Here is an 18277-nt window from a genome sequence, read left to right on the forward strand (position 1 = left end):
GGGCTATTCGACGGAGTGCAGACCCTGCGCGACGCCGGCGAAGGAGCGGATGAGTTCCGTCTCGCAGCCGGTACGCCAGATCAGCCCCCACCGGCCGGGCGGGGCGTCGTGGATGGGCACGTAGGCGATGTCCGGCCGCGCGTAGTAGCTGGCGGCCTGGGCGTGCACGGGCGAGACGGCTTCGCCAGTGACGAGGATCGGGATCATCTCCTGAAAGTTGGAGACCGACGGGCCGATCGGGATCAACCGTCCGCTCGGTGTGCGTACCGGCACCAGGATCTCCCGCCAGTAGTCCGGCCGGGCCCCGCCCATGACCGTCTCGTCCGCCAGATCCTCGTAGGAGACCGATTTCCGGCCAGCCAGCCGGTGGGTCGACCCGACGGCCAGCACGATGGGTTCGGTGTAGATCACCGGGCCGACGGTGAGGTCCGGCTCCTTGACGGGCAACCACACGATCTGCACGTCGATGTCGCCGGCGCGCAGCCGACCGAAGGGATCGCCGAAGTCGACATGCCGGAGCTGCACCTCGCACTCAGGGTGGTCCTTCGCGAACCCGTCGAACAACTCGCGGAAATCATGGAGGTTGACGGCGATCGACCCGACCCGCAGCACCCCGGTCTTGCCGCGGGCGGCCAGCCTGGCCCGGTCCATTCCCTCGTGCAGACCTCGGTACATGGGCTGGATGTCGTCGAAGAGCCGTTGGCCGATCGGCGTGAGCGTCACCTGCCTGTTGTTCCGCTCGAACAGCGCGGCGCCGATCCGACGTTCCTGCTTCTTGATCGCCTGGCTGACCCGGGCCTGGGTCACGTGCAGCCGCTCGGCGGTGCGGGTGAAGTGCAGTTCCTCCGCCAGGGTCAGGAAGATCTCGATGTCGCGGAGTTCCATGTGCTGTCCCCGATCCACCCATTAGCGCAGGGTTATGGCACGTTACCAGTTGTGATCTTGTAGGCCGGTGCCGCGCCGGGCAGGCTGATGGCACCCCTGAACGAGGAGATCGTCGTGCGCAAGCTCGTGTATTACATCGCCGCCACACTGGACGGCTTCATCGCCGGCCCCGACGGCGCCGACCCCACCGGCCCCGACGGCTTCTGGCCCGTCCCGGACGACTACCTGCGCCACCTCGTCGCGGAGTACCCGGAGACGCTCCCCGGCCCGGCCCGGCAGGCGTTCGGCATCACCGACCAGGGCAGCCGGTTCGACACAGTGCTGGAAGGGCGCCACTCCTACGAGGTTGGCCTGAAGGCCGGCGTGACCGACGCGTACCCGCACCTGCGCCACCTGGTGTTCTCCCGGACGCTGGGCAGCAGCCCGGACCCGGCCGTCGAGGTCATCGGCCAGGACCTGATTGCCACCGTACGAGAGCTGAAGCGGCACGACGGCAAGGACGTCTGGGTGATCGGCGGCGGCGCGCTGGCCGGTGCCCTCTACCCCGAGATCGACCAGCTGATCATCAAGCTCGCCCCGCTGACCATCGGCGCCGGCATTCCGCTCTTCGGCCGCGACGCCGTCTTCGCACCACGCACCTGGCGCCTGACCGACCACACAGTTCTGGACAGTGGCGCTCTCTTCCTCACCTACACGCGCACACAGACCGGAAACGAGTCCGCATGAGCACGTCCCCTGACACGGTCACGATCCGTCCCATCACCGGGCCGGACGAGACCGCCCTGTTCAACCGCCTGCCGTACACCATCAATCACGAGCTCGACGACGACCTTGCCGACAAGCGCCGCCGACCGGAGTGGATGTGGGTGGCAGTGCGCGGCGACCGACTGCTGGCCAGGGTCGCCTGGTGGGGCCGCAGCGGCGACGACGCTCCGCTGCTGCTGGACATCCTCGACGTCGACGACACCGCCGAGGATCTGACCGAGGTGGCGCGGGCGTTGTACGAGACCGCCGCGAAGCAGGTCCTGGCACCCGGCTCGGTACCTCCCGAATATGGCCGGTTCATTCCGGCGGACTGGCGCGAGAACCCGGACACGTACCGGGCCGTGCGTACCAGGATGGGCGTCCTCGAGAGCACCGGCGCCCGCCTGACTGTCGAACGCCTACGCCTGGAGTGGCGCCCCACGGCCGGCCTGCCAACGCCCGACAAGCGACTGGCCTTCCGCCCAGCCCTGGACACCGACGAGTTGGTCGCGCTGATGACCCGCGCACTGAACGGGACCCTGGACGCGCACAGCCGTACCGACCTGGCACAGATGTCGCCCCACGAGGCCGCGCTCAAGCACTACGAGCAGGAACTGGCCACGTACTCCAGCCCTCGTGAGTGGTGGCGCATCGGGACGTTGGGCGAGAACGGCGAGGCCGTCGGGTTCGTCGTTCCCGCCCGCAACGCCTACCACCCGGTGATCGCCTACCTCGGCGTCGTTCCGGAGCACCGGGGCCACGGGTACGTCGACGGCCTCCTCGCCGAGGGCACCCGAACCCTGGCCGCCGAGGACGTCCCACGCATCCGCGCTGCCACCGACCTGGGCAACGTACCCATGGCGAAAGCCTTCGCCCGCGCCGGTTACGTCAACTTCGAGCGGGCCATCAACATGGCCTGGTAGCGCGAGCGGTCGGCTGCCCCCGATCAGCCCTTCACAGCGCCAGCGGTGAGCCCCTCGGTCAGGAAGCGCTGCCCGAGGGCGTACATGATCACCACGGGGATGCTGACCAGCAGCGACGCCGCGGCGAGTTGTCCCTGCGGTACGACGTCTCCGGCGATCATCGACTGCATTCCGACCGGAAGCGTCTTGTACTCGTCCTTCGTGATGAACACGAAGGCGAAGAGGAACTCGTTCCAGGCGTTGGTCAGTGTGAAGAGCGCAACCGCCAGCAGCCCTGGCTTGGCCAGCGGCAGCACCACCTTGCCGAACGCCTGGATGCGGCTGCAACCGTCCACCAACGCGGCCTCCTCCAGCTCGATGGGAATCGACGAGAAGTACCCCACCAGCAGCCAGGTGGCGAACGGCAGCGTGAAGGTCGGGTACGTCACCACCAGGGACCACAACGAGTCGGTGAGCCTGGCGCCGATGAGCATCTGGTACAGCGGGATGAACAGCAGCGCGCCCGGCATCACGTAGGTGAGCAGCACCGTGACGGTGAAGCCCTGCGCCCCGCGGAACCGCAGCCGGGCCAGGGCGTACCCCGCCAGGGCGGCGCAGACCAGTGCCACGGCTGTCGACGCCGCGGACACCAGCAGGGTGTTGAGGTACCAGCGGCCGAACGGTTGGTTGTCGAACAGGGCGCCGAACTGCTCAAGGGTCCACGGCGTCGGCCACAGGTCGTCGGTACGCATGACGACCTGGCCCTCGGACTTGAAGGCCGTGACGGCGATCCAGTACAGCGGGCCCAGCACGAAGAAGAGCAGGCCGGCCAGCGCAGCCCAGGAACCCAGGCCCGACACCACCGACGACGAACGGCGACCACCTCGGGACTGGAGGGTCGAGACCACCCGGCCGACCCCCGCCGCGATCAGCAGAATCACGCCGAGGACTACCGCCGCCTTCCAGAAGATCTGCGGTGATGCCCAGGCCAGCAGGCCGGTGACCAGCGCCGCGATGACCCACGGCAGCGCCTTGCGCGCCGTCGGAGCCCACCGCCGTGCCCCGATCCACAGCGCTGTCCGGCGTCGCCGGGGCAGCTTGATGTTGGTGTCCTGACGCAACAACCGGACCAGGACGAACACCAGCCCGCCGATGATCGGCAGCATGACGAGCGTGACCGCCGCGCCCGCGCCGTACTGGAGTTGCAGGATGGCCTTCGAATAGGCGATGAGCACGTACGGCGCTGTCACGTCGCCCGGGCCGCCCTGCGTCAGCAACCAGACCAGGTCGAAGTTGTTGAACGTCCAGATCGACGACAGAGTCACCGTCACGGTGATCACGTGGCGCAGTCCGGGCAGCGTCACGCTTCTGAACCGCTGCCACGCCGAGGCACCGTCGATGGTCGCCGCCTCGTAGAGGTCCGCCGGGATGGCCTTCAACCCCGCGAGGAAACACACGGTGAAGAACGGCACTCCCTTCCAGACGTTGACGAGGATCACCGACGGCATGGCCAGCGACGGGTCGGACAGCCAGCCCGCAGGCCAACTGTCGACCAGGTGCGCGCTGGCCAGCAGCGGCCCGATCCCGGTGGCGGTGAGCAGCGTGTTGACGCTGCCGAAGATCGGGTCGAGCAGCGCGCGCCAACTGAACGCCGTCACCACCGTCGGCACCACCCACGGCACCAGGAGCAGCCCGGCCAGCACGGCCCGCCCACGGCGGCGATGATGCAGCAGCAGGGCCGCCGCCAACCCCAGCACGACCTTGAAAATTTCGGCGTACGCGGTGAAGACGAACGAGTTCACCACGCCGGTGTGGAACTGATCGTCGCTGACGAGCGCGAGATAGTTGTCCAGGCCGACGAAGACGGTGTCCTGCCCGTGCCGTTCCGTGGTGCTGGTGATGATCGACCGGGCGATCGGCACGAGAACGAGCCCGCCGACCAGCACTGCCATCGGCGCCAGGAACAGCGCCGCGAGTCGCCAGTCGCGCCCCAGCCGCCGCTGGACCGCCGTGAGAGAGCCGGGCCCCGACGGCGGGGATTTCCTCGCCGTCGGGACCCGCGCAGGACGGACCGACCTCACTGCCGCAGCCCCTGCTGGTTGAAGATCTGCACCATCTTCGCGTGGGCGGCCGTCACGGCCTGCGCCGGCGCCGTGCCCTGCACGACCTGCTGCATCATGTCGGTGAGGACGTAGGCCGATCCCACCGCCTGCTGGCCCGCGCTGGCCTTCTGCGGGAAGGCCAGGCCGTTCTTCGTGTTCAGCGGCAGCTTCAGTTCAGTGATCTTTCGCAGCATGGGGAACGCCGCGTCGCCGCTGGTGAAGAACGGGTCGGCGTCCCAGACCTTCTCCCAGGCGGGCATCACCAGGCCGGGTGCTTCCTTCGCCACCCCGAGCAGCGCGGGCGCGCTGACCAGGTACTGGGCCAGGAGCTTGGCGAGCGCCGGGTTCTTGGCACCCTTGAAGACGACGAAGCCCTGCGACTGGCCGAGCAGCAGCGGATTGTCGGTCGCGGGCCCGATGCAGTCGGAGAACACGTGGGTGTTCTCGTGCACCGGGTTCTTCTTGGTCCTGGAGTCCGCGTAGACGCTGAACTGGTTGCGGGTGTAACCGAGGATCCCGGCGAGCCAGTTCTCGTTGTTGCTGGTGTCGGTCCAGCTCGCGATCCCCGGTGGCAACATCGGCTTGTACTTGGGGTTGGTGTAGATGTCGCCGAGGAAGGTAACCGCCTGCACCGTCTCCGGTGAGTTGAAGGTGACCTTCCGGCCGTCGTTGGCGGCGATCGACCCGCCGTAGGCGTTGATCAACGCCTCGATCATTCCGTTGCCGTCACCGGACCGGTTCACAGTCATGCCCCAGCCGAACCGGCGCTTGGTCGGATCGGAGATCTCCAGGCACAGGTCCCGCAGCTCCTCCCAGCTGTAGATGTCCTTGGGGGTGATGCCCTTGTCCTGCATCCAGTCCTTGCGCAGGAACGACCCGATCCCGATGAAGTGGTACGGGATGGCGAACCACTTGCCGTCGAAGACGCAGAAGTTCTTGGCCTCGGCGCAGGGTTCGCCGTACTTGGCGGTCAGCGCCTTGACGACGTCCGTCACGTCCTCCAGGTCGCCCAGCGCCTGGAACTGCGCGACGAACCGCGAGTCGGTCATGAACGCCAGGTCACGGGCCACCCCGCCCTTGACCTCGGCGTCGATCTTGGCCACCACGTCACCGGCGTCGGCCTGGACCAGACTGTTCTCGATCTTCGTCCCGGTGCTGTCGGCGAACTTCTTGATCGAGCTGTCGAGGGCTTCGTTCGCCGCCGTCGAGTACAGCTTCTGCGACAGCATGCCCATCGAGGAGCCCTTCATCGCCGCCGCGGCGTCGATAAGCTCCTGCGGAACCTCCGGCTGCACCCTGGTGGGCGATTCGGAGCCGTCCCCACACGCGGCCAGACCGGCCGCACCGAGCACCCCCACCCCCATCCCCAGAAAGCCCCGCCGTGACCACCCCGACTTGTCCTCCATGGACACCCGCCTCCTTCTTCTGCCCGCGCACGGCTGCACGCCGAAGGTCTAACTGGCGAACACCGCGATGCTTGTGTTGCAGTTGGTTTCTGCCGGCGACCACCGAGGGACGCCCGTCGAGATCAGTGCGTTCGTGGGTTCCTACGGTGGTGAGCGGGCCCGCCCGTCACCGTGGGACGTCCGCTCACGCGCGCTTCGTCGGAGCCACCCGAGACATGTCGGGTGGCGCTCTCCGGGTAGCGCGACGAGGTTGAGGCGATCGGCGACCGGGCCGAGGCAGTAGCGCTGACGTTCCAGTTCGGTCGGATCACCTGACCACCGCCGTTCGAGATTTCGAACTAGGTTCGATATACCGTATCGAGTGGTCGCGACGCTAGGGCAGCTTGATGAGCAATGTCAATGTTTCGATGTTGTTTCGAACCGAAAGCGGGAGGTTGCCTACCGAGATTGCGCCCGGTAGCCCATGCGGGCCGACAACACAGCCGCGCCCTCGCGAACCAGCCCGGTCCACTCCACCTGCACCTGAGGCGTCCAACGAATGCTCGGCGCGGACAGACTCATCCCAGCGATGATGGCGCCGGTATGGTCCCGGATCCCCGCAGCGACACAGCGCATCGCGGTGTCCGACTCGCCGATGTCGACAGCGACACCCTCCGCCCGGACACGGTTCAGATGCTCACGAAGAAGATCCGGGTCGGTGATGCTGTCCGGCGTCATGCCCGGCAGGGGGTCCTTCAGTAGGACGCCGTCCAGGTCCGCCTGATCGAGATCCGACAGCAGTACCTTGCCGACGGCCGTGCAGTGTGCGGGCAGCCGCAGCCCGACCCCGGAAACCATCCGGACGGGGTGCGTGCTGTCGAACTTCACGAGGTAGATGACATCGGCACCGTCGAGCACCGCCACATGGACCGCCTCGTCGCACGCGGCCGCCACGTCCCGCGCGACGCCCTGCGCCTCGCGTACCAGATCAAGCCGGCCGGCGAACGCCGCGCCGAGCTGGAACAGCGGCATGCCGAGCCGATACTGCACAGGCTGACCCGGTACGGAGATCAGGTACGCGCGAGCCTCGAGCGTCACGAGCAACTCGTGGACAGTCGTGCGGGGCAGATCGAGTCGCTCCATCACCTGGCGGGCCGACAACTGAGGGCAGTCCAGGAACAGTTCGAGGACGTCGAGCGCGCGGATGACCGCCGGTACCACACGGGGCATGTCGATAGTCCCTTCGCAGTGCCGGACCCATGTCAACGATCTCCACACGGGCCAGCACCTGAAGAGGATATCTACGTCAGCCCCCGGCGCCAGGTGTCATCACCACCCCCTCCGGCGGAGCCGCTGCTGTCTGTCCGGATCGCCGCCCGCCCGAAACATCTCGGGCGGGCGGCGAGGGGCTCAGCTCTGGCCGACGAGGCCGGCGTCGACCACGTACTCTCCGCCATGCACGGCCTGGAATTCGGCGCTGGCGACGAGCAGGGTCGGCTCGAACTGGTACGACTTCACGATGTCCGAGTCCGTGGCGTCGTCACCCACGTCTGCGACAGTCCGGCCGTACGTGGCGGCTGCCTCCAGCCGGACCTCGTACAGCAGCTCGGTGCGGGCGGTGATCGACCAGGTTCCGTCCGGGTTGACGGTGGCCGAGCCACCGCCAATCGCCTGTCGCTGCGGACTCGACAGACTCACCTCCAACACCCCGTCCGGGCCACCGGCGATGGCTGGCTCATCCGCCTCGCGCTGCCCATCCCGGTCAAGGCCGTGCCACACACTGCCGCGGATGACGCACGTGCCCGAGATCGCCACCGTGACGGATTCGGTGTTGTTGTCGGTGTTCGCCTCGCGGCGTTGCGGGGTGATGCTCGTGGTGATGGGCACCCTGCTGCCCGGTGTCGCGCCGGCCACGACGAACGGCACGAACAGCTCGCCGGAGAAGGTCTCGCCCTCCGCCGGATTGAGCACGTCGGTCATCATCAGATCGACGACCAGATCGGGCTGGAGTCGCCCGGCCGCCACCGCGTCGGCCGGAGCGAGGGCCGCCGCGCCCCCGACGAGGGCGAGGGTGGCCAGCGAGGTGGAGAAGGTGCGTCGGATCGAGCGGGAAAGGGAGCGAGGGCGCATAGGTTCCTCACGTCGCAGGTGACGGCCCTTCCAGGAGAGTGGAGGCCGCATTGGAGATCAAGATCTCCACTCATCCGGCTTCACCGATCAGCCCGGCGTTACACGCGGCCGGTGTCAGTTGTGCCTGTCCCCTATGCTGCGCCGGGCCGCTGTTGTGAGCAGTCCACTTAGGAGGCGCGGAGCCGCATGGCCGACGAGATCAAGTACGAGTTCAAGACCGTACGGCCAGTTCGCGGCACCGACGGCTGGGTTATCTCGAAGATGCAGAAGGAAGGCTGGGAGCTCGTACGACAGGCCCCAGGCGCGCTGCGCTCCACAGTCGACTTCCGTCGGCCGAAGAAGCCGCAGCCGTGGCTCCTGATCGGCGCGGCGGCCGCCGTCCTCGTGATCCTTGCCGTCGTCATCGGCGCCGCCTCTGCACTCAGCGGCGGAGACGAAAAGAAGGACGAGTCAGACAAGTCGACGGCTGCTGTGAGTGAGAAACCGTCTGCTACGCCGGCTCCGACCGCTGTCGAGTCGGCTGCCCCTGCGGTGATCACGCCGCAGAACAATCCGGAGTTCGCCGCGCTGCTGAAGGCGGACAGTTGCGACGACGCGAACCTGGCCTTCGCGACCAGGCACGAGGGCAAGACGGTCGCGTTCAACGGCTCGATCGTGAACATGGCGCCCCACGGTGACTACGACACCCGCTACGACTTCCTTCTGGGCCCAGGCGACAAGGGCCCGAACACGGCAGTCGGCCCGGCCTTCAAGTACGAGGACGTCAACATCCTCGACCTGAAACTGACCGGCAAGCAGATCCCCGCCACCGTCGGCGAAGGCGACAAGTTCCGCTTCGTCGCCGAGGTAGGCGAGTTCAAATCCGCCCAGTGCCTCTTCTTCCTCGACCCGGTCTCGACGGAAGTCCGGTAGTCAAGATGGGCGGCGGCGTCATCACCGACCGGCTTGCCCGGTGATCACCTAGGCGGACACGTCACGGCCGCGCCGTGACCCGCCGACGGACCCCCGACCATCCTGGAGCCCGAGCGCCCCGCCGGAGGCGAAGTAACCGCAACCCCGCTACCCGCCACCAGCTCGCCGACGCAGCCGGCGTGCGCTGCACTATGCCGCGGGCTCGTGACCGCGCGGCCCGGCCGGCTGCCGGCCCCATGGGCTGACCGCTTCCGGCCAGCCGCCGGGCGTGTTGCGTGGCCGGAGTCGGGGCGACGGACGCGCCCAGGCGGCGGCGCGTGCGGCACGTCCAGGGCCGCCTTGATAGATGTGAGGAAAGTCCTCCCACGTCGCCCGGCAGCCGGCCTACCTGCGCGATATCAGGAGTGGCGTTTACTGGCAGAGACGATTGGGATCAGCCTGGCTGCTACGTCCTCGAAGTCGCCGAAGCCACTGACGGTTTGCCACAGGCCATGGGCCCGGTAATAGGCTCGCAACGGCTCGACCTGCTCTCGGTAGGTCTCCTGTGAATGCGAGTACATCAGCAAGAGTTCCTGGCGTCGCTCGGCTTGCTGAGAGTCCAGGTCTATCTGGCGTTCCACCCAGCGCTGCGCGGCGAGGCGGAGTTGGTCCTCCGTAAGGACAACTTCGATCACTGCGTCGGGGACATGGCCGCTCTGCGTCTGCAACTCAGCTTGGCGGATGTTGCGAGGGAAGTTGTACAGCACCCAGCCACCGTCGGCGTTGGTTAGGGCGTCAGCGATGGCTTTGACCATTAGCTCATCCGGGACAAGATGTCCGGCCTGCATATACCGGCTCGCCTCTTTGCTCAACGGAGTCTGCTGCTGCACGTGACCGCGGAGGACGTTGCCTGCGCTGACAACCTGTAGGCCGATGGCGTCTGCCAGAGCCCACGCAGCGGAAGCCAGGTCGACTACCGGCCCGGCGATGAGGACCACGTTGGGCATGTGTACTCCATGTGGATGACGCCGAAGCGCCAAGCTAGCCACCCGCAACGTGCTCAAGCGGCTCGGCAGAGCACTGGACCGGTAGAGCGCTACTGCTGTACTTCGCTGCTGTACGAGTCGTGCTGACAAAGACAGCGGCCCTACACAGGGCCGCTGAGCTGGAACGGAGTGGGCCGCCAGGGACTCGAACCCTGAACCTATGGATTAAAAGTCCACAGCTCTGCCATTGAGCTAGCGGCCCGCGCGCTCAGGTTACCCGACGGTCTGCGCCCCGGCTGATGTCCGCCCCCGGGCCAGAGGAGCGATGCTGATCTACGCCCACGACGGTGTGGGCGTTGGACTGCCGCCGTTGCTGGTGCAAGGCCGAGCGGCCCGCCGGGATGACCAACTGGCGAGGTGGCTCGCGTCCGCAGCCGGCCTCGACGCCTCCGGCAAACTTCTGCATCGCTTCGTCACCGGTATAGCTTCATCACCGATATATTGGCGTCATGGCCACACCCACGCCACTGCGGGAACCCACCTTCTTGATCCTGACTGCCCTTGCCCGGGAATCCATGCACGGCTACGGCATCATCAGCGACGTCGCGACCCTCTCCGATGGGCGGCTGGCGCTGCGGCCCGGCACCCTCTACGGCGCACTCGACCGCCTCACCGACGAAGGGCTGGTCGAGCGGGACCGCGAGGAGGTCGTCGAGGGACGGTTGCGCCGCTACTACCGGCTCACCGAAGCGGGCCGGTCCGTGCTCACCGGCGAGACCGAACGGCTGCGCCGCAACGTCGAGGCCGCCACGCAGCGGTTACGTGCCCGACCTGCGGGCACCCGCACCGCCGACGGCATCTCACGCGGCCCTCTCACCATCCCCGGAACGGCCGCCCACCGCGTCCTTCGACCGACCGGAGGCCCGGCATGAACCAGCCCAGTCCCGCGCAGGAACAGGCCGGGTCGCCGCTGGAGTCCCGCTACCGGCGGCTGCTGTGGGCCTACCCGGGTGACTACCAGGCTGAGCGGGGCGACGAGATCGTCGGGACGTACCTCGACACAGTCGATCCGGGGCGGCACTGGCCGTCCCCACACGACGCCGTCGATCTGCTCGGCGCCGGGCTTCGGGAGCGACTGCGCGGGTACGGGGCTCTCGGGCTGGTTGCGGCTCTCCCGCTGGCTGCGACCGCCGCGCTGAACACCCTGGTCGCGGTCTCCGCCTTCCTGCTCCTGCAGGTCGAGTTCGAAGATCCTCGCTTCGCCCGACTGGACCCGGTCGGTCCGGTCCAGACCCTCGGCGCCGTCATCTGGCTGGGCTGGCTGCTCGTCGGCCTCGCCGCCACTGCGCTGCCCGGGGCCTGGGCTCGCACCGCTGCCGCCGGTGGTCTCCTGCTGACTGTCGCCGTGCCGCCAGTGGCCGCCGTCACCGGCCAACCTGGGCCGCCGCTGTTCGTGCTGGTCCCCGCCGTCGCGCTCGGCCTGGCCACGCTCGCGCTGCCCTCCCATCCCGGTTGGGTCGCGCGTAGCCTGCCGCCGCTCACGGTCGGTTGTGTGACGGCCGCGTCCGTGGCACTGAACGCAGCTGAGAGCGGCGGGGGCATGTTCGTCTCGTACGGCTCGACCCCCGAGCTGCTGGCGATGGCCGGTGGGCTGATGTTCGCACTGGTCCTGCTCGTCGGCCTCGGTCGCGCCCTGCGAGCCGACGACGCCGGCCTCTGGGCGACCCTGCTGGTTGCCGCCCCGGCCGGCCTGTTCGGCGCCGACCAGCTCAGCCAGGCGATCTGGGGTACCAGCGGCGGCGGGCCCGCCCCGACGGCCTATGCCGTCACAGCCGGGTCGATCCTTCTTGTCGGCGCGGCGCTGCTGGCAGCGGCCCTCGCCGGCCAGGCCGCCCGACACCAGACCGTACGTCGACGAGTGCTCGACGACGTCTGTCCGACCTGCGGGCACCGCTCGACTGCGATGACAGGGGCCTGACTTCGGCAGGATCAGCGATGTGGCGGGGTCGGTGATTGGGGTGGATCAAGCCGGCCTCGTTCGGCGGCGCATGGGTGGGGGCCGATGGGGAACCAGGACCGGCATGGGATCGAGCCGCTTGCCTGCCGTGGCGGCCTCCGGGGAGGAGGTCGGGCGTGACGGCGTACGCCAGCCGCGCGGCGAGGTGCACGCCTGGTTGCCCGGCCAGAACCAGACGGTCTGTGGCCTGGCGCTGAGCCGTACCCGACTGCGTCGCTTCCCGCATGTGCGTTTCGACTACTCGGGTACCGACGTGCTCACCGTGGCGGATGCGGTGGGCTGGATCTGCCCGCGCTGCCTGGCCGCCACCGCTGGTAATAGGCGGGGCAAGGAGAAGCACGGCTGGGTACGGGAGTCACCTCGGCCGTGATCGACTCGGGATCCCGGAAGTCAAGGTGTCCTGAGCGCGCGGATGCCGCGACTTTCAGGAAGTCGAGTGGATCAAGACGCGCCCGCCGCAGGCCCTCCGCCGCGCTGGTGGGTGGTTGAGCTGCTGCTGGGCGGGTACGGGGTCGGACATGCGGATCGTGGTGGTGGGGGCGAGCGGCAACGTCGGTACAGCGGTGCTGCGGCGGCTGCGCCGGGAGCGGGGCGTGGAGCTGGCCGGGGTAGTAAGACGGTTGCCCGGCCCGGATGCCGGCGAGCCGTACGACCAGGTGGAGTGGCACTCCTGCGACATCGGCGCGCCGGGCGCGGCCGGGCAGCTCGCCGAGGTGTTCGCGGGTGCGGACGCTGTAGTGCACCTGGCCTGGCAGATCCAGCCCAGCCACGACCAGCGGGTGCTGCGCCGGACCAACGTCGAGGGCAGCCGGGCGGTGATCAACGCGGTGGTCCAGGCCGGTGTTCCGGCCCTGGTGTACGCCTCGTCGGTCGGCACCTACGCGCCCGGCCCGAAGGATCACCCGATCAGTGAGCGGTGGCCCGCCACCGGCGTGCCCGGTTCGTCGTACAGCGAGCACAAGGCGGAGGTGGAGGCTCTGCTGAACGAGGTCGAACGGGATCACCCGACGCTGCGGGTGGTACGGATGCGGCCCGGGTTGATCTTCCAGCGGGCCGCCGGTGCGGAGATCACGCGTTACTTCCTCGGCCCGTTGGCGCCGGTGCGGCTGCTGCGCTTCGGCCGGATCCCGTTGGTGCCGACGAACCGCCGGTTGCGGATGCAGGCGGTGCACGCCGATGACGTGGCTGACGCGTACGCCCGGGCGGTGCTGGGTGATGCGCGCGGCGCCTTCAACGTCGCCGCGGACCCGGTGCTCACTCCGGAGCTGGTGGCCCGGCACTTCCATGGTTGGACGGTGCCGGTCGCCGCGCCGGTGCTGCGGGCGGCGGCGGCGCTGACCTGGCGGGCGCGGCTGCAACCGGTAGACGCGGGCTGGGTGGAGCTGGGTCTGAACGCCCCGCTGATGTCCAGCGAGCGTGCGGAGACCGAGCTGGGCTGGCATCCCAAGATCAGTGCACTGACGGCGCTCAAGGAACTCTTCGCCGGAATGGCCGACGGCGACCACACGACAAGCCCGCCGATGTCTGGCGCACGGGACCTGCCCGGCCGCCCCGCCGCCCTCCTCCACGCCCGCCCCCCAGGCCAAGGAAACCCCTACTGACCCCACCCCAGCTTGTTGATCAAGAGCTTTCGGTCAGAAAACGCCGCCCTGATGACCGAAACCTCTTGATCACCGGCGCGGGCCGGAGGGGGCGCGGGCGCGGGGGCGCGGGGGCGCGGGCGGGTTAGGAGAGCTTGGAGTTGGTGACTGTGGGGTTGCGGGCGCCCAGGAAGAAGATGCCGGGGAAGCCGCGGGTCTCGAACTTGGCGCTGGGATTGCGGCGCAGGGTCGAGTTTTCGATCTTCATCGTGCCGGTGCGGTTGTTGCTCACGAAGAAGACCGCGCCGCCACCCTCGTTGGCAGTGTTGTTCTCGATGATCGTGCCGGCGATCCGCACTGTGAACTCGTTGCCGTCGCAGTAGATCGCGCCGCCGCTGCCGCCGCCGGGCGTGCCGGACTTGGCCGGGTTGGCACCGCTGCCGATCGCCTCGTTGTTCCTGAGCAGGCTGTTCAGCACCACCCACGACACGCCGATGCTGCTCAGTGCCCCTCCGTTGGAGCAGGAACCGCCGTCGAAGGTGCTGCCCACCACGTACACCGGCTTGTTCTCGTACTGGCTCAGCACCCGGACGGCCGCGCCACCCAGGTCGGGGCCGGTGCGGTCGCAGCGGTTGCGGACGAAGCGCGAGTTGACCACCTTCAACCGCCCACCGCGTACGAAGATCGCCCCGCCGCCGCCGCCCTCGACCTTCTCACCTGTGGAGTTGCCGTCGGCGAAGGTCAGATTCTGCACGGTGAGTTGCGGGTGATCCTGGTTCTGGCAGTGCGAGGTGGTGAAGCCCTGGGCCTCGTCGCAGGTGTTCATGTAGAGGATGCGGCGCTGCCCCTGGCCGCTCAACGTGATCTTGCCGCCGCCGTCCAACACGATCTTCGGCCCGTTGGCGTTGCGGACCTTCGCGGTGGCGGCCATCTTGATCGTCACCGGGGCCGGTCCACAGTTGAACGTGATGACACCGCCGGCCGCGACGGCCTTCACGACCGCCGCGGAGGTGCAGCTCGCCGGGGTGCCGGTGCCGATGGTCCGGGTCGGCTTCGAGGTGTTCACCGCCCGCGCCTCGGCCGGCACTGTGGCAGTGCCGTTCGGGTTGCCGGCGGCGAGCACCTTGTTGGCGGGCTTTGGGCTGGCGCTGGCCCCCGGGCCGCCGAGGCCGTCCCGCGCCCCCGGCGCTTCGCTCTGACCACCGGTGGGCAGCGCCGTCGGCGAGGCGGTCGAGCCGGCCTCGAAGGCGGGAGCCGGGTCGTTGGACGCGCAGGCGGGCAGGGCCGCGGTGGCGACACCGAGGACGAGGAGAGCGGCAAGCGACGTCATGCGCACCCCGTGATGCTAGGAGCCGCGACGGCGTCGCGACGAATCCGCCGGGCCGGCTTAATGCACCGCTAAGCCACGCCCGCCGCCCGCCGCCCGCCGCCCGCCGCCCGCCGCCCGCCGCCCGCCGGCTGCGGCGTGGTGGGTCCCCGGCGGCAAACCGGGCTCAGAAGTCGGCAAACCGGGCTCAGAAGTCGGCGAAGAGGTACGGCACTCGGCGGGGGAAGAGGCCGCGCAGCTCCGTGACGGCGTCCACCGGCACCTCACCCAGACCGCGTAGCGGCAGCTCGGCCGGGTCCAGCACCCCGTACGCGAGGGCGGAGAGCCCGGCGGCGGTGAGCGTGGCGGTCGGCGCGCGGCCGGTGGTGTCGTCGACCAGCTCCAGCGCCCCGGTAGTGCCGTCGAGCAGGTGGGTGCCGGCCAGCCAGCGGTCACCGGTCAGCTCGATCCGCACCCGGCCCGGGCCGGCGGGCAGCCCGCTCAACGCGTCCAGTGACAGCAGCCGGGCCATCGGCGCGGACGAACCCGGCACGGACGTCCGGGCCTCGACGTGCACGTCCAGGTCGGTCAGCCACAGCTCGGGCAATTCGTCCGGCGGAACCTGAACGGTGATCCGCTCGATCTGGTCGACGTGCCGGGCGAAGAACTGCAACAGCAGCGTCCGCGCGAGCGGGTCGGTGACAAGCAGCTCGTTGCCGTGCAGCGTGCCGCCGTGTTCGTCGATCCGGTACGTCACCGCGCCGGTGACCTCCCCGTCGACCCGGGCGGTGAGCAGCCAGTACTCGTCCCGGTCACGCAAACCGACCGCCCGGTGGTCCGGAAAGATCGCGAAGCCGTGCCGTTCCTGGAGGTTGCGCTCGGTGAACGCCCGCCACGCCGGATAGCCGGCGGCGACGCGTTCCCAGCCGACCTCGCCGGGCAGGTCCGCCCGGAGCAGCGAACCCAGGTTGGCCGGGGTGAAGGTGACCCGGCGCGGCTTGGGCAGCCCGACGTAGCCGAACCGGGCGTAGAAGCTGGGCCGGAACGGATAGAGCGCACTGAGCAGGTGGCCCTCGTCGCGCATCTCGTCGAGGAGTTGGTGCAGCAACGTCCGGACGTGACCCTGCCGCCGGGCCAGCGGGTGGGTCGCCACCCCGGCGACACCGGCCATCGGCAGCACCACCCCGCGCAGGTTCTGTCGCATCGGAATGGCCGAGACGGCTGCCAACGTGGTGCCGTCCTCCTCGACGATCAGCGTCCGGTTGCCCTGGTTGTAGGGCAGGTAGTCGCGGAACTCGGCGGTCCGTGCAGCGCTGAGCGGCGAGGACTCGAAGGCGTACGCGGCCAGCGGAAAGCTGGTGGTGAGACGGTCGTCGTCGGTCACCCGGCGGATGGTCATTCGCCCATCTCAACCCGGCGCGCGGGTCGCAGCAACCGGATTGGCCCGATCCGCTGCCGGTGCGGCGGTCAGCCGACCGGCAGGTGCCGCAGGTGCCGACGGCGGCGCAGGCGGACGCTGGCCACCGCGGCCACGCCCAGGGCCAGCAGGGCGGTGACGACGAGCCCGTGCAGCAGGCCACGGAAGAGATAGCCCTGGTCGGTGTTGTCGACGGTCCAGGTGGCGATCTCCCGGCTCGACCAGAACGGCGTCAACCTCGCCCCGGACCCGGCCGGGTCGATCAGCATCTGCACCGTCACCACTGTGAGCAGCAGCAGCGTGCCCTCCAGCTCGCGGGGCAGCAGCGCACCGATCAGCATCCCGAACGGCGCCGCCACCGCGACGGAACAGAGCAGCGCCGCCGCCAGGCCGCCGTACCGCAGGTCCGCGCCGTCGATCATCGGGAGCAGGAAGAAGGGTACGGAGATGACCAGCCCCACCGTCCACAGGCCGAGCATCCGACCGAGATAGAGATGGTGTGGGCGGTAGCCGGCCAGCCGCAGCCTCGGCTCCAACTCGCGGGCCGCGGTCGTGGCGAACAGCGCGGCGGTGCTCACCGCCCAGCCCACGCCGAGCAGCAGCGAGCGAACCGACTGCCCGAGGTAGGCGTCCCGCCGGATCAGGTAGAAGGTCAACGGCATCAACAACAACAGCAGGAGTACGCCTCGACGCCGCAGCAACTCCCGCAGTGTCATCTCGGCGACGGTGACGAGCCGGTTCACGGGCGGCCTCCCTGGATGCCGGGCGCGTGCCACAGGGTCTCGTGTGCCGGGGTCAGGTCGAGCACGATGTCCACCCGGTCGAGTTGGTTGAGCAGGTGGGTCACCACGACGATGGCGGTGCCGGCGTCGCGCAACCTGCTGAGCTGGTCCCAGAAGTTGACGTACGTGCCCTGGTCGAAGCCCTGGTACGGCTCGTCGAGCAGCAGCACGTCGGGGGCGCTGAGCGTGGACATGGTCAGGTTGAGCTTCTGTCGGGTGCCGCCGGAGAGGTGGCGGGCCTGCACGTCGCCGCCCGCTTCCCAGCCGAGCTGCCGGGCCGCCGCCCGACCGGCGCGGCGGGCCGGGCCCCGGGCCACATCCTGGCCGGCGCCGATCAGCACGAAGTGCTCGTCGGCGAGCAGGAAGTCGGAGGTGCCGCCGGATTGCGGGCAGTAGCCGAGCCGCCCGGAGACGGTCACCTCACCGGCGTCCGGTGACATGAGTCCGGCGCAGATCCGGAGGAAGGTGCTCTTGCCGCAGCCGTTCGCGCCGACGACTGCGGCGATCTGTCCGGCCCGGACGGTCAGCGTGGCGTCGCGCAGCACGGTTCGCCGTCCGTACCGCTTGGTGATGCCCGCGGCGTGCAACCGGACCGGGCCGGGGCGCGGTCCGGGCGCGGTGCCGATGCTCTCCACGACGGCACCCGCGTACTGCTGGGGTGGGCCGAAGACGACCCAGGGGTCGCCGCCGCCCTCGCGTAGGTGCGTGGCGGCCTCGGCGACCACGTGCCGTGCGGCGTCCGCCGCGACCCGGCGTTGGTGCAGCTCGGCTGTGAGCGTACGCAGCCAATCGTCGGCGTTCACCGGGTGACCCCCTTCGTGACGATGTCGTTCACCGGCCGGACGAAGGTGAGCCAGGCGCTGCCGCCGGCGCGGAGCGCCGAATGCCCGTCGTCGGTGAGCCGGTAGTACTTGCGGGCCGGCCCGGCGCTGCCCTCCCGCCACTGCGCGGTCACCAGGCCGGTCTTCTGGAGGCGCAGCAGCACCGGATAGAGCGTGCCGCCCTGGATCGGCCCGACGCCGGCCGCGTCGAGCGCCTGGGCGAGCTGGTAGCCGTAGGACTCGCCATTGGACAGCAGGGCCAGGACGCAGATGTCGAGCACCCCCCGCAGCCACTGCCCGCGCCGGTCGGAATCCACGCGTCGGACAGT

At 69.3% G+C, this 18277-nt stretch carries 18 protein-coding genes and 1 tRNA gene; 7 read left to right on the forward strand and 12 right to left on the reverse strand.

Annotation, left to right across the window (positions count from 1 at the left end):
* Positions 1–3: 3 nt before the first annotated feature.
* Entirely contained in the window at positions 4–885 is an 882-nt protein-coding gene (locus tag AB0C20_RS10585) for a LysR family transcriptional regulator (protein WP_357179303.1), read from the reverse strand.
* Positions 886–999: 114 nt separating this feature from the next.
* On the opposite strand from AB0C20_RS10585, the gene AB0C20_RS10590 reads away from it, so the two are divergent.
* Together AB0C20_RS10590 and AB0C20_RS10595 are read left to right on the forward strand one after the other, a co-directional pair.
* The gene (locus tag AB0C20_RS10590) at positions 1000–1611 is read left to right on the forward strand and encodes a dihydrofolate reductase family protein (RefSeq protein ID WP_357179306.1); all 612 of its coding nucleotides are present in this window, start codon (positions 1000–1002) and stop codon (positions 1609–1611) included.
* Positions 1608–2552 (forward strand): GNAT family N-acetyltransferase, encoded by a 945-nt coding sequence (locus AB0C20_RS10595; protein WP_357567767.1) that lies wholly within the window; start codon positions 1608–1610, stop codon positions 2550–2552. The genes AB0C20_RS10590 and AB0C20_RS10595 overlap by 4 nt, the downstream gene beginning before the upstream one ends.
* A 23-nt stretch (positions 2553–2575) precedes the next feature.
* Here AB0C20_RS10595 and AB0C20_RS10600 read toward each other — a convergent pair whose 3' ends face one another.
* The 4 genes from AB0C20_RS10600 to AB0C20_RS10615 all read right to left on the reverse strand — a co-directional run bounded on the left by AB0C20_RS10600 (position 2576) and on the right by AB0C20_RS10615 (position 8148).
* A complete protein-coding gene (locus AB0C20_RS10600) occupies positions 2576–4483 on the reverse strand; it encodes an ABC transporter permease subunit (protein WP_357567768.1) in 1908 nt (635 codons plus the stop codon).
* Positions 4484–4608: 125 nt separating this feature from the next.
* On the reverse strand, positions 4609–6039 hold the full coding sequence (locus AB0C20_RS10605; protein ID WP_357179316.1) for an extracellular solute-binding protein: 1431 nt from the start codon (positions 6037–6039) through the stop codon (positions 4609–4611).
* Between the two features lie 438 nt (positions 6040–6477).
* The gene (locus AB0C20_RS10610; protein ID WP_357567769.1) at positions 6478–7248 is read right to left on the reverse strand and encodes an IclR family transcriptional regulator; all 771 of its coding nucleotides are present in this window, start codon (positions 7246–7248) and stop codon (positions 6478–6480) included.
* A gap of 180 nt (positions 7249–7428) precedes the next feature.
* Entirely contained in the window at positions 7429–8148 is a 720-nt protein-coding gene (locus AB0C20_RS10615; protein WP_357567770.1) for an SdrD B-like domain-containing protein, read from the reverse strand.
* A gap of 186 nt (positions 8149–8334) precedes the next feature.
* Between AB0C20_RS10615 and AB0C20_RS10620 the strand changes: the two genes are divergently transcribed.
* Entirely contained in the window at positions 8335–9060 is a 726-nt protein-coding gene (locus tag AB0C20_RS10620; RefSeq protein ID WP_357567771.1) for a DUF4839 domain-containing protein, read from the forward strand.
* A gap of 398 nt (positions 9061–9458) precedes the next feature.
* Here AB0C20_RS10620 and AB0C20_RS10625 read toward each other — a convergent pair whose 3' ends face one another.
* Positions 9459–10046 (reverse strand): nucleoside monophosphate kinase, encoded by a 588-nt coding sequence (locus AB0C20_RS10625; protein ID WP_357567772.1) that lies wholly within the window; start codon positions 10044–10046, stop codon positions 9459–9461.
* Between the two features lie 169 nt (positions 10047–10215).
* A tRNA-Lys gene (locus AB0C20_RS10630) sits at positions 10216–10287 on the reverse strand.
* A 247-nt stretch (positions 10288–10534) separates the two neighbouring features.
* Here AB0C20_RS10630 and AB0C20_RS10635 point away from each other — a divergent pair.
* The 4 genes from AB0C20_RS10635 (at position 10535) to AB0C20_RS10650 (ending at position 13643) form a co-directional block, all read left to right on the forward strand.
* Positions 10535–10957, forward strand: coding sequence for a PadR family transcriptional regulator (locus tag AB0C20_RS10635; RefSeq protein WP_357567773.1), 423 nt, complete (start codon positions 10535–10537; stop codon positions 10955–10957).
* The gene (locus AB0C20_RS10640) at positions 10954–12003 is read left to right on the forward strand and encodes a GlsB/YeaQ/YmgE family stress response membrane protein (RefSeq protein ID WP_357567774.1); all 1050 of its coding nucleotides are present in this window, start codon (positions 10954–10956) and stop codon (positions 12001–12003) included. Before AB0C20_RS10635 ends, AB0C20_RS10640 begins: the two co-directional genes overlap by 4 nt.
* Positions 12004–12106: 103 nt before the next feature.
* Positions 12107–12412 (forward strand): hypothetical protein, encoded by a 306-nt coding sequence (locus tag AB0C20_RS10645; RefSeq protein ID WP_357567775.1) that lies wholly within the window; start codon positions 12107–12109, stop codon positions 12410–12412.
* Between the two features lie 148 nt (positions 12413–12560).
* On the forward strand, positions 12561–13643 hold the full coding sequence (locus tag AB0C20_RS10650; RefSeq protein ID WP_357567776.1) for an NAD-dependent epimerase/dehydratase family protein: 1083 nt from the start codon (positions 12561–12563) through the stop codon (positions 13641–13643).
* Between the two features lie 124 nt (positions 13644–13767).
* Here the strand turns inward: AB0C20_RS10650 and AB0C20_RS10655 are convergent, their stop codons facing one another.
* The 5 genes from AB0C20_RS10655 to AB0C20_RS10675 all read right to left on the reverse strand — a co-directional run bounded on the left by AB0C20_RS10655 (position 13768) and on the right by AB0C20_RS10675 (position 18265).
* Positions 13768–14952, reverse strand: a complete 1185-nt coding sequence (locus AB0C20_RS10655; RefSeq protein WP_357179529.1) for a hypothetical protein — start codon at positions 14950–14952, stop codon at positions 13768–13770.
* Between the two features lie 184 nt (positions 14953–15136).
* The gene (locus tag AB0C20_RS10660; RefSeq protein WP_357567777.1) at positions 15137–16327 is read right to left on the reverse strand and encodes a GNAT family N-acetyltransferase; all 1191 of its coding nucleotides are present in this window, start codon (positions 16325–16327) and stop codon (positions 15137–15139) included.
* 68 nt (positions 16328–16395) lie between these two features.
* Positions 16396–17088: a hypothetical protein gene (locus AB0C20_RS10665; RefSeq protein WP_357179349.1), complete on the reverse strand. Its 693-nt coding sequence runs from the start codon at positions 17086–17088 to the stop codon at positions 16396–16398.
* On the reverse strand, positions 17085–17930 hold the full coding sequence (locus AB0C20_RS10670) for an ATP-binding cassette domain-containing protein (RefSeq protein WP_330439502.1): 846 nt from the start codon (positions 17928–17930) through the stop codon (positions 17085–17087). The genes AB0C20_RS10665 and AB0C20_RS10670 overlap by 4 nt, the downstream gene beginning before the upstream one ends.
* Positions 17927–18265 carry a PadR family transcriptional regulator gene (locus AB0C20_RS10675; protein WP_357179357.1) on the reverse strand — a complete coding sequence of 113 codons (339 nt, stop codon included), beginning with the start codon at positions 18263–18265 and terminating at the stop codon, positions 17927–17929. Before AB0C20_RS10675 ends, AB0C20_RS10670 begins: the two co-directional genes overlap by 4 nt.
* Between the last annotated feature and the right edge of the window lie 12 nt (positions 18266–18277).

It is taken from the genome of Micromonospora sp. NPDC048843, from assembly GCF_040649965.1.
Taxonomy (GTDB): Bacteria; Actinomycetota; Actinomycetes; order Mycobacteriales; family Micromonosporaceae; genus Micromonospora; species Micromonospora hortensis.

What these genes read in the sequence shown, in the direction of transcription:
- AB0C20_RS10650 (WP_357567776.1), top strand. Translation starts at nt 12,561, where the DNA reads ATGCGGATCGTGGTGGTGGGGGCGAGCGGCAACGTCGGTACAGCGGTG.
- AB0C20_RS10645 (WP_357567775.1), top strand. Translation starts at nt 12,107, where the DNA reads ATGGGATCGAGCCGCTTGCCTGCCGTGGCGGCCTCCGGGGAGGAGGTC.
- AB0C20_RS10655 (WP_357179529.1), bottom strand. Translation starts at nt 14,952, where the DNA reads ATGACGTCGCTTGCCGCTCTCCTCGTCCTCGGTGTCGCCACCGCGGCC.
- AB0C20_RS10595 (WP_357567767.1), top strand. Translation starts at nt 1,608, where the DNA reads ATGAGCACGTCCCCTGACACGGTCACGATCCGTCCCATCACCGGGCCG.
- AB0C20_RS10615 (WP_357567770.1), bottom strand. Translation starts at nt 8,148, where the DNA reads ATGCGCCCTCGCTCCCTTTCCCGCTCGATCCGACGCACCTTCTCCACC.
- AB0C20_RS10625 (WP_357567772.1), bottom strand. Translation starts at nt 10,046, where the DNA reads ATGCCCAACGTGGTCCTCATCGCCGGGCCGGTAGTCGACCTGGCTTCC.
- AB0C20_RS10605 (WP_357179316.1), bottom strand. Translation starts at nt 6,039, where the DNA reads ATGGAGGACAAGTCGGGGTGGTCACGGCGGGGCTTTCTGGGGATGGGG.
- AB0C20_RS10600 (WP_357567768.1), bottom strand. Translation starts at nt 4,483, where the DNA reads ATGGCAGTGCTGGTCGGCGGGCTCGTTCTCGTGCCGATCGCCCGGTCG.
- AB0C20_RS10610 (WP_357567769.1), bottom strand. Translation starts at nt 7,248, where the DNA reads ATGCCCCGTGTGGTACCGGCGGTCATCCGCGCGCTCGACGTCCTCGAA.
- AB0C20_RS10620 (WP_357567771.1), top strand. Translation starts at nt 8,335, where the DNA reads ATGGCCGACGAGATCAAGTACGAGTTCAAGACCGTACGGCCAGTTCGC.
- AB0C20_RS10585 (WP_357179303.1), bottom strand. Translation starts at nt 885, where the DNA reads ATGGAACTCCGCGACATCGAGATCTTCCTGACCCTGGCGGAGGAACTG.
- AB0C20_RS10635 (WP_357567773.1), top strand. Translation starts at nt 10,535, where the DNA reads ATGGCCACACCCACGCCACTGCGGGAACCCACCTTCTTGATCCTGACT.
- AB0C20_RS10640 (WP_357567774.1), top strand. Translation starts at nt 10,954, where the DNA reads ATGAACCAGCCCAGTCCCGCGCAGGAACAGGCCGGGTCGCCGCTGGAG.
- AB0C20_RS10660 (WP_357567777.1), bottom strand. Translation starts at nt 16,327, where the DNA reads ATGACCATCCGCCGGGTGACCGACGACGACCGTCTCACCACCAGCTTT.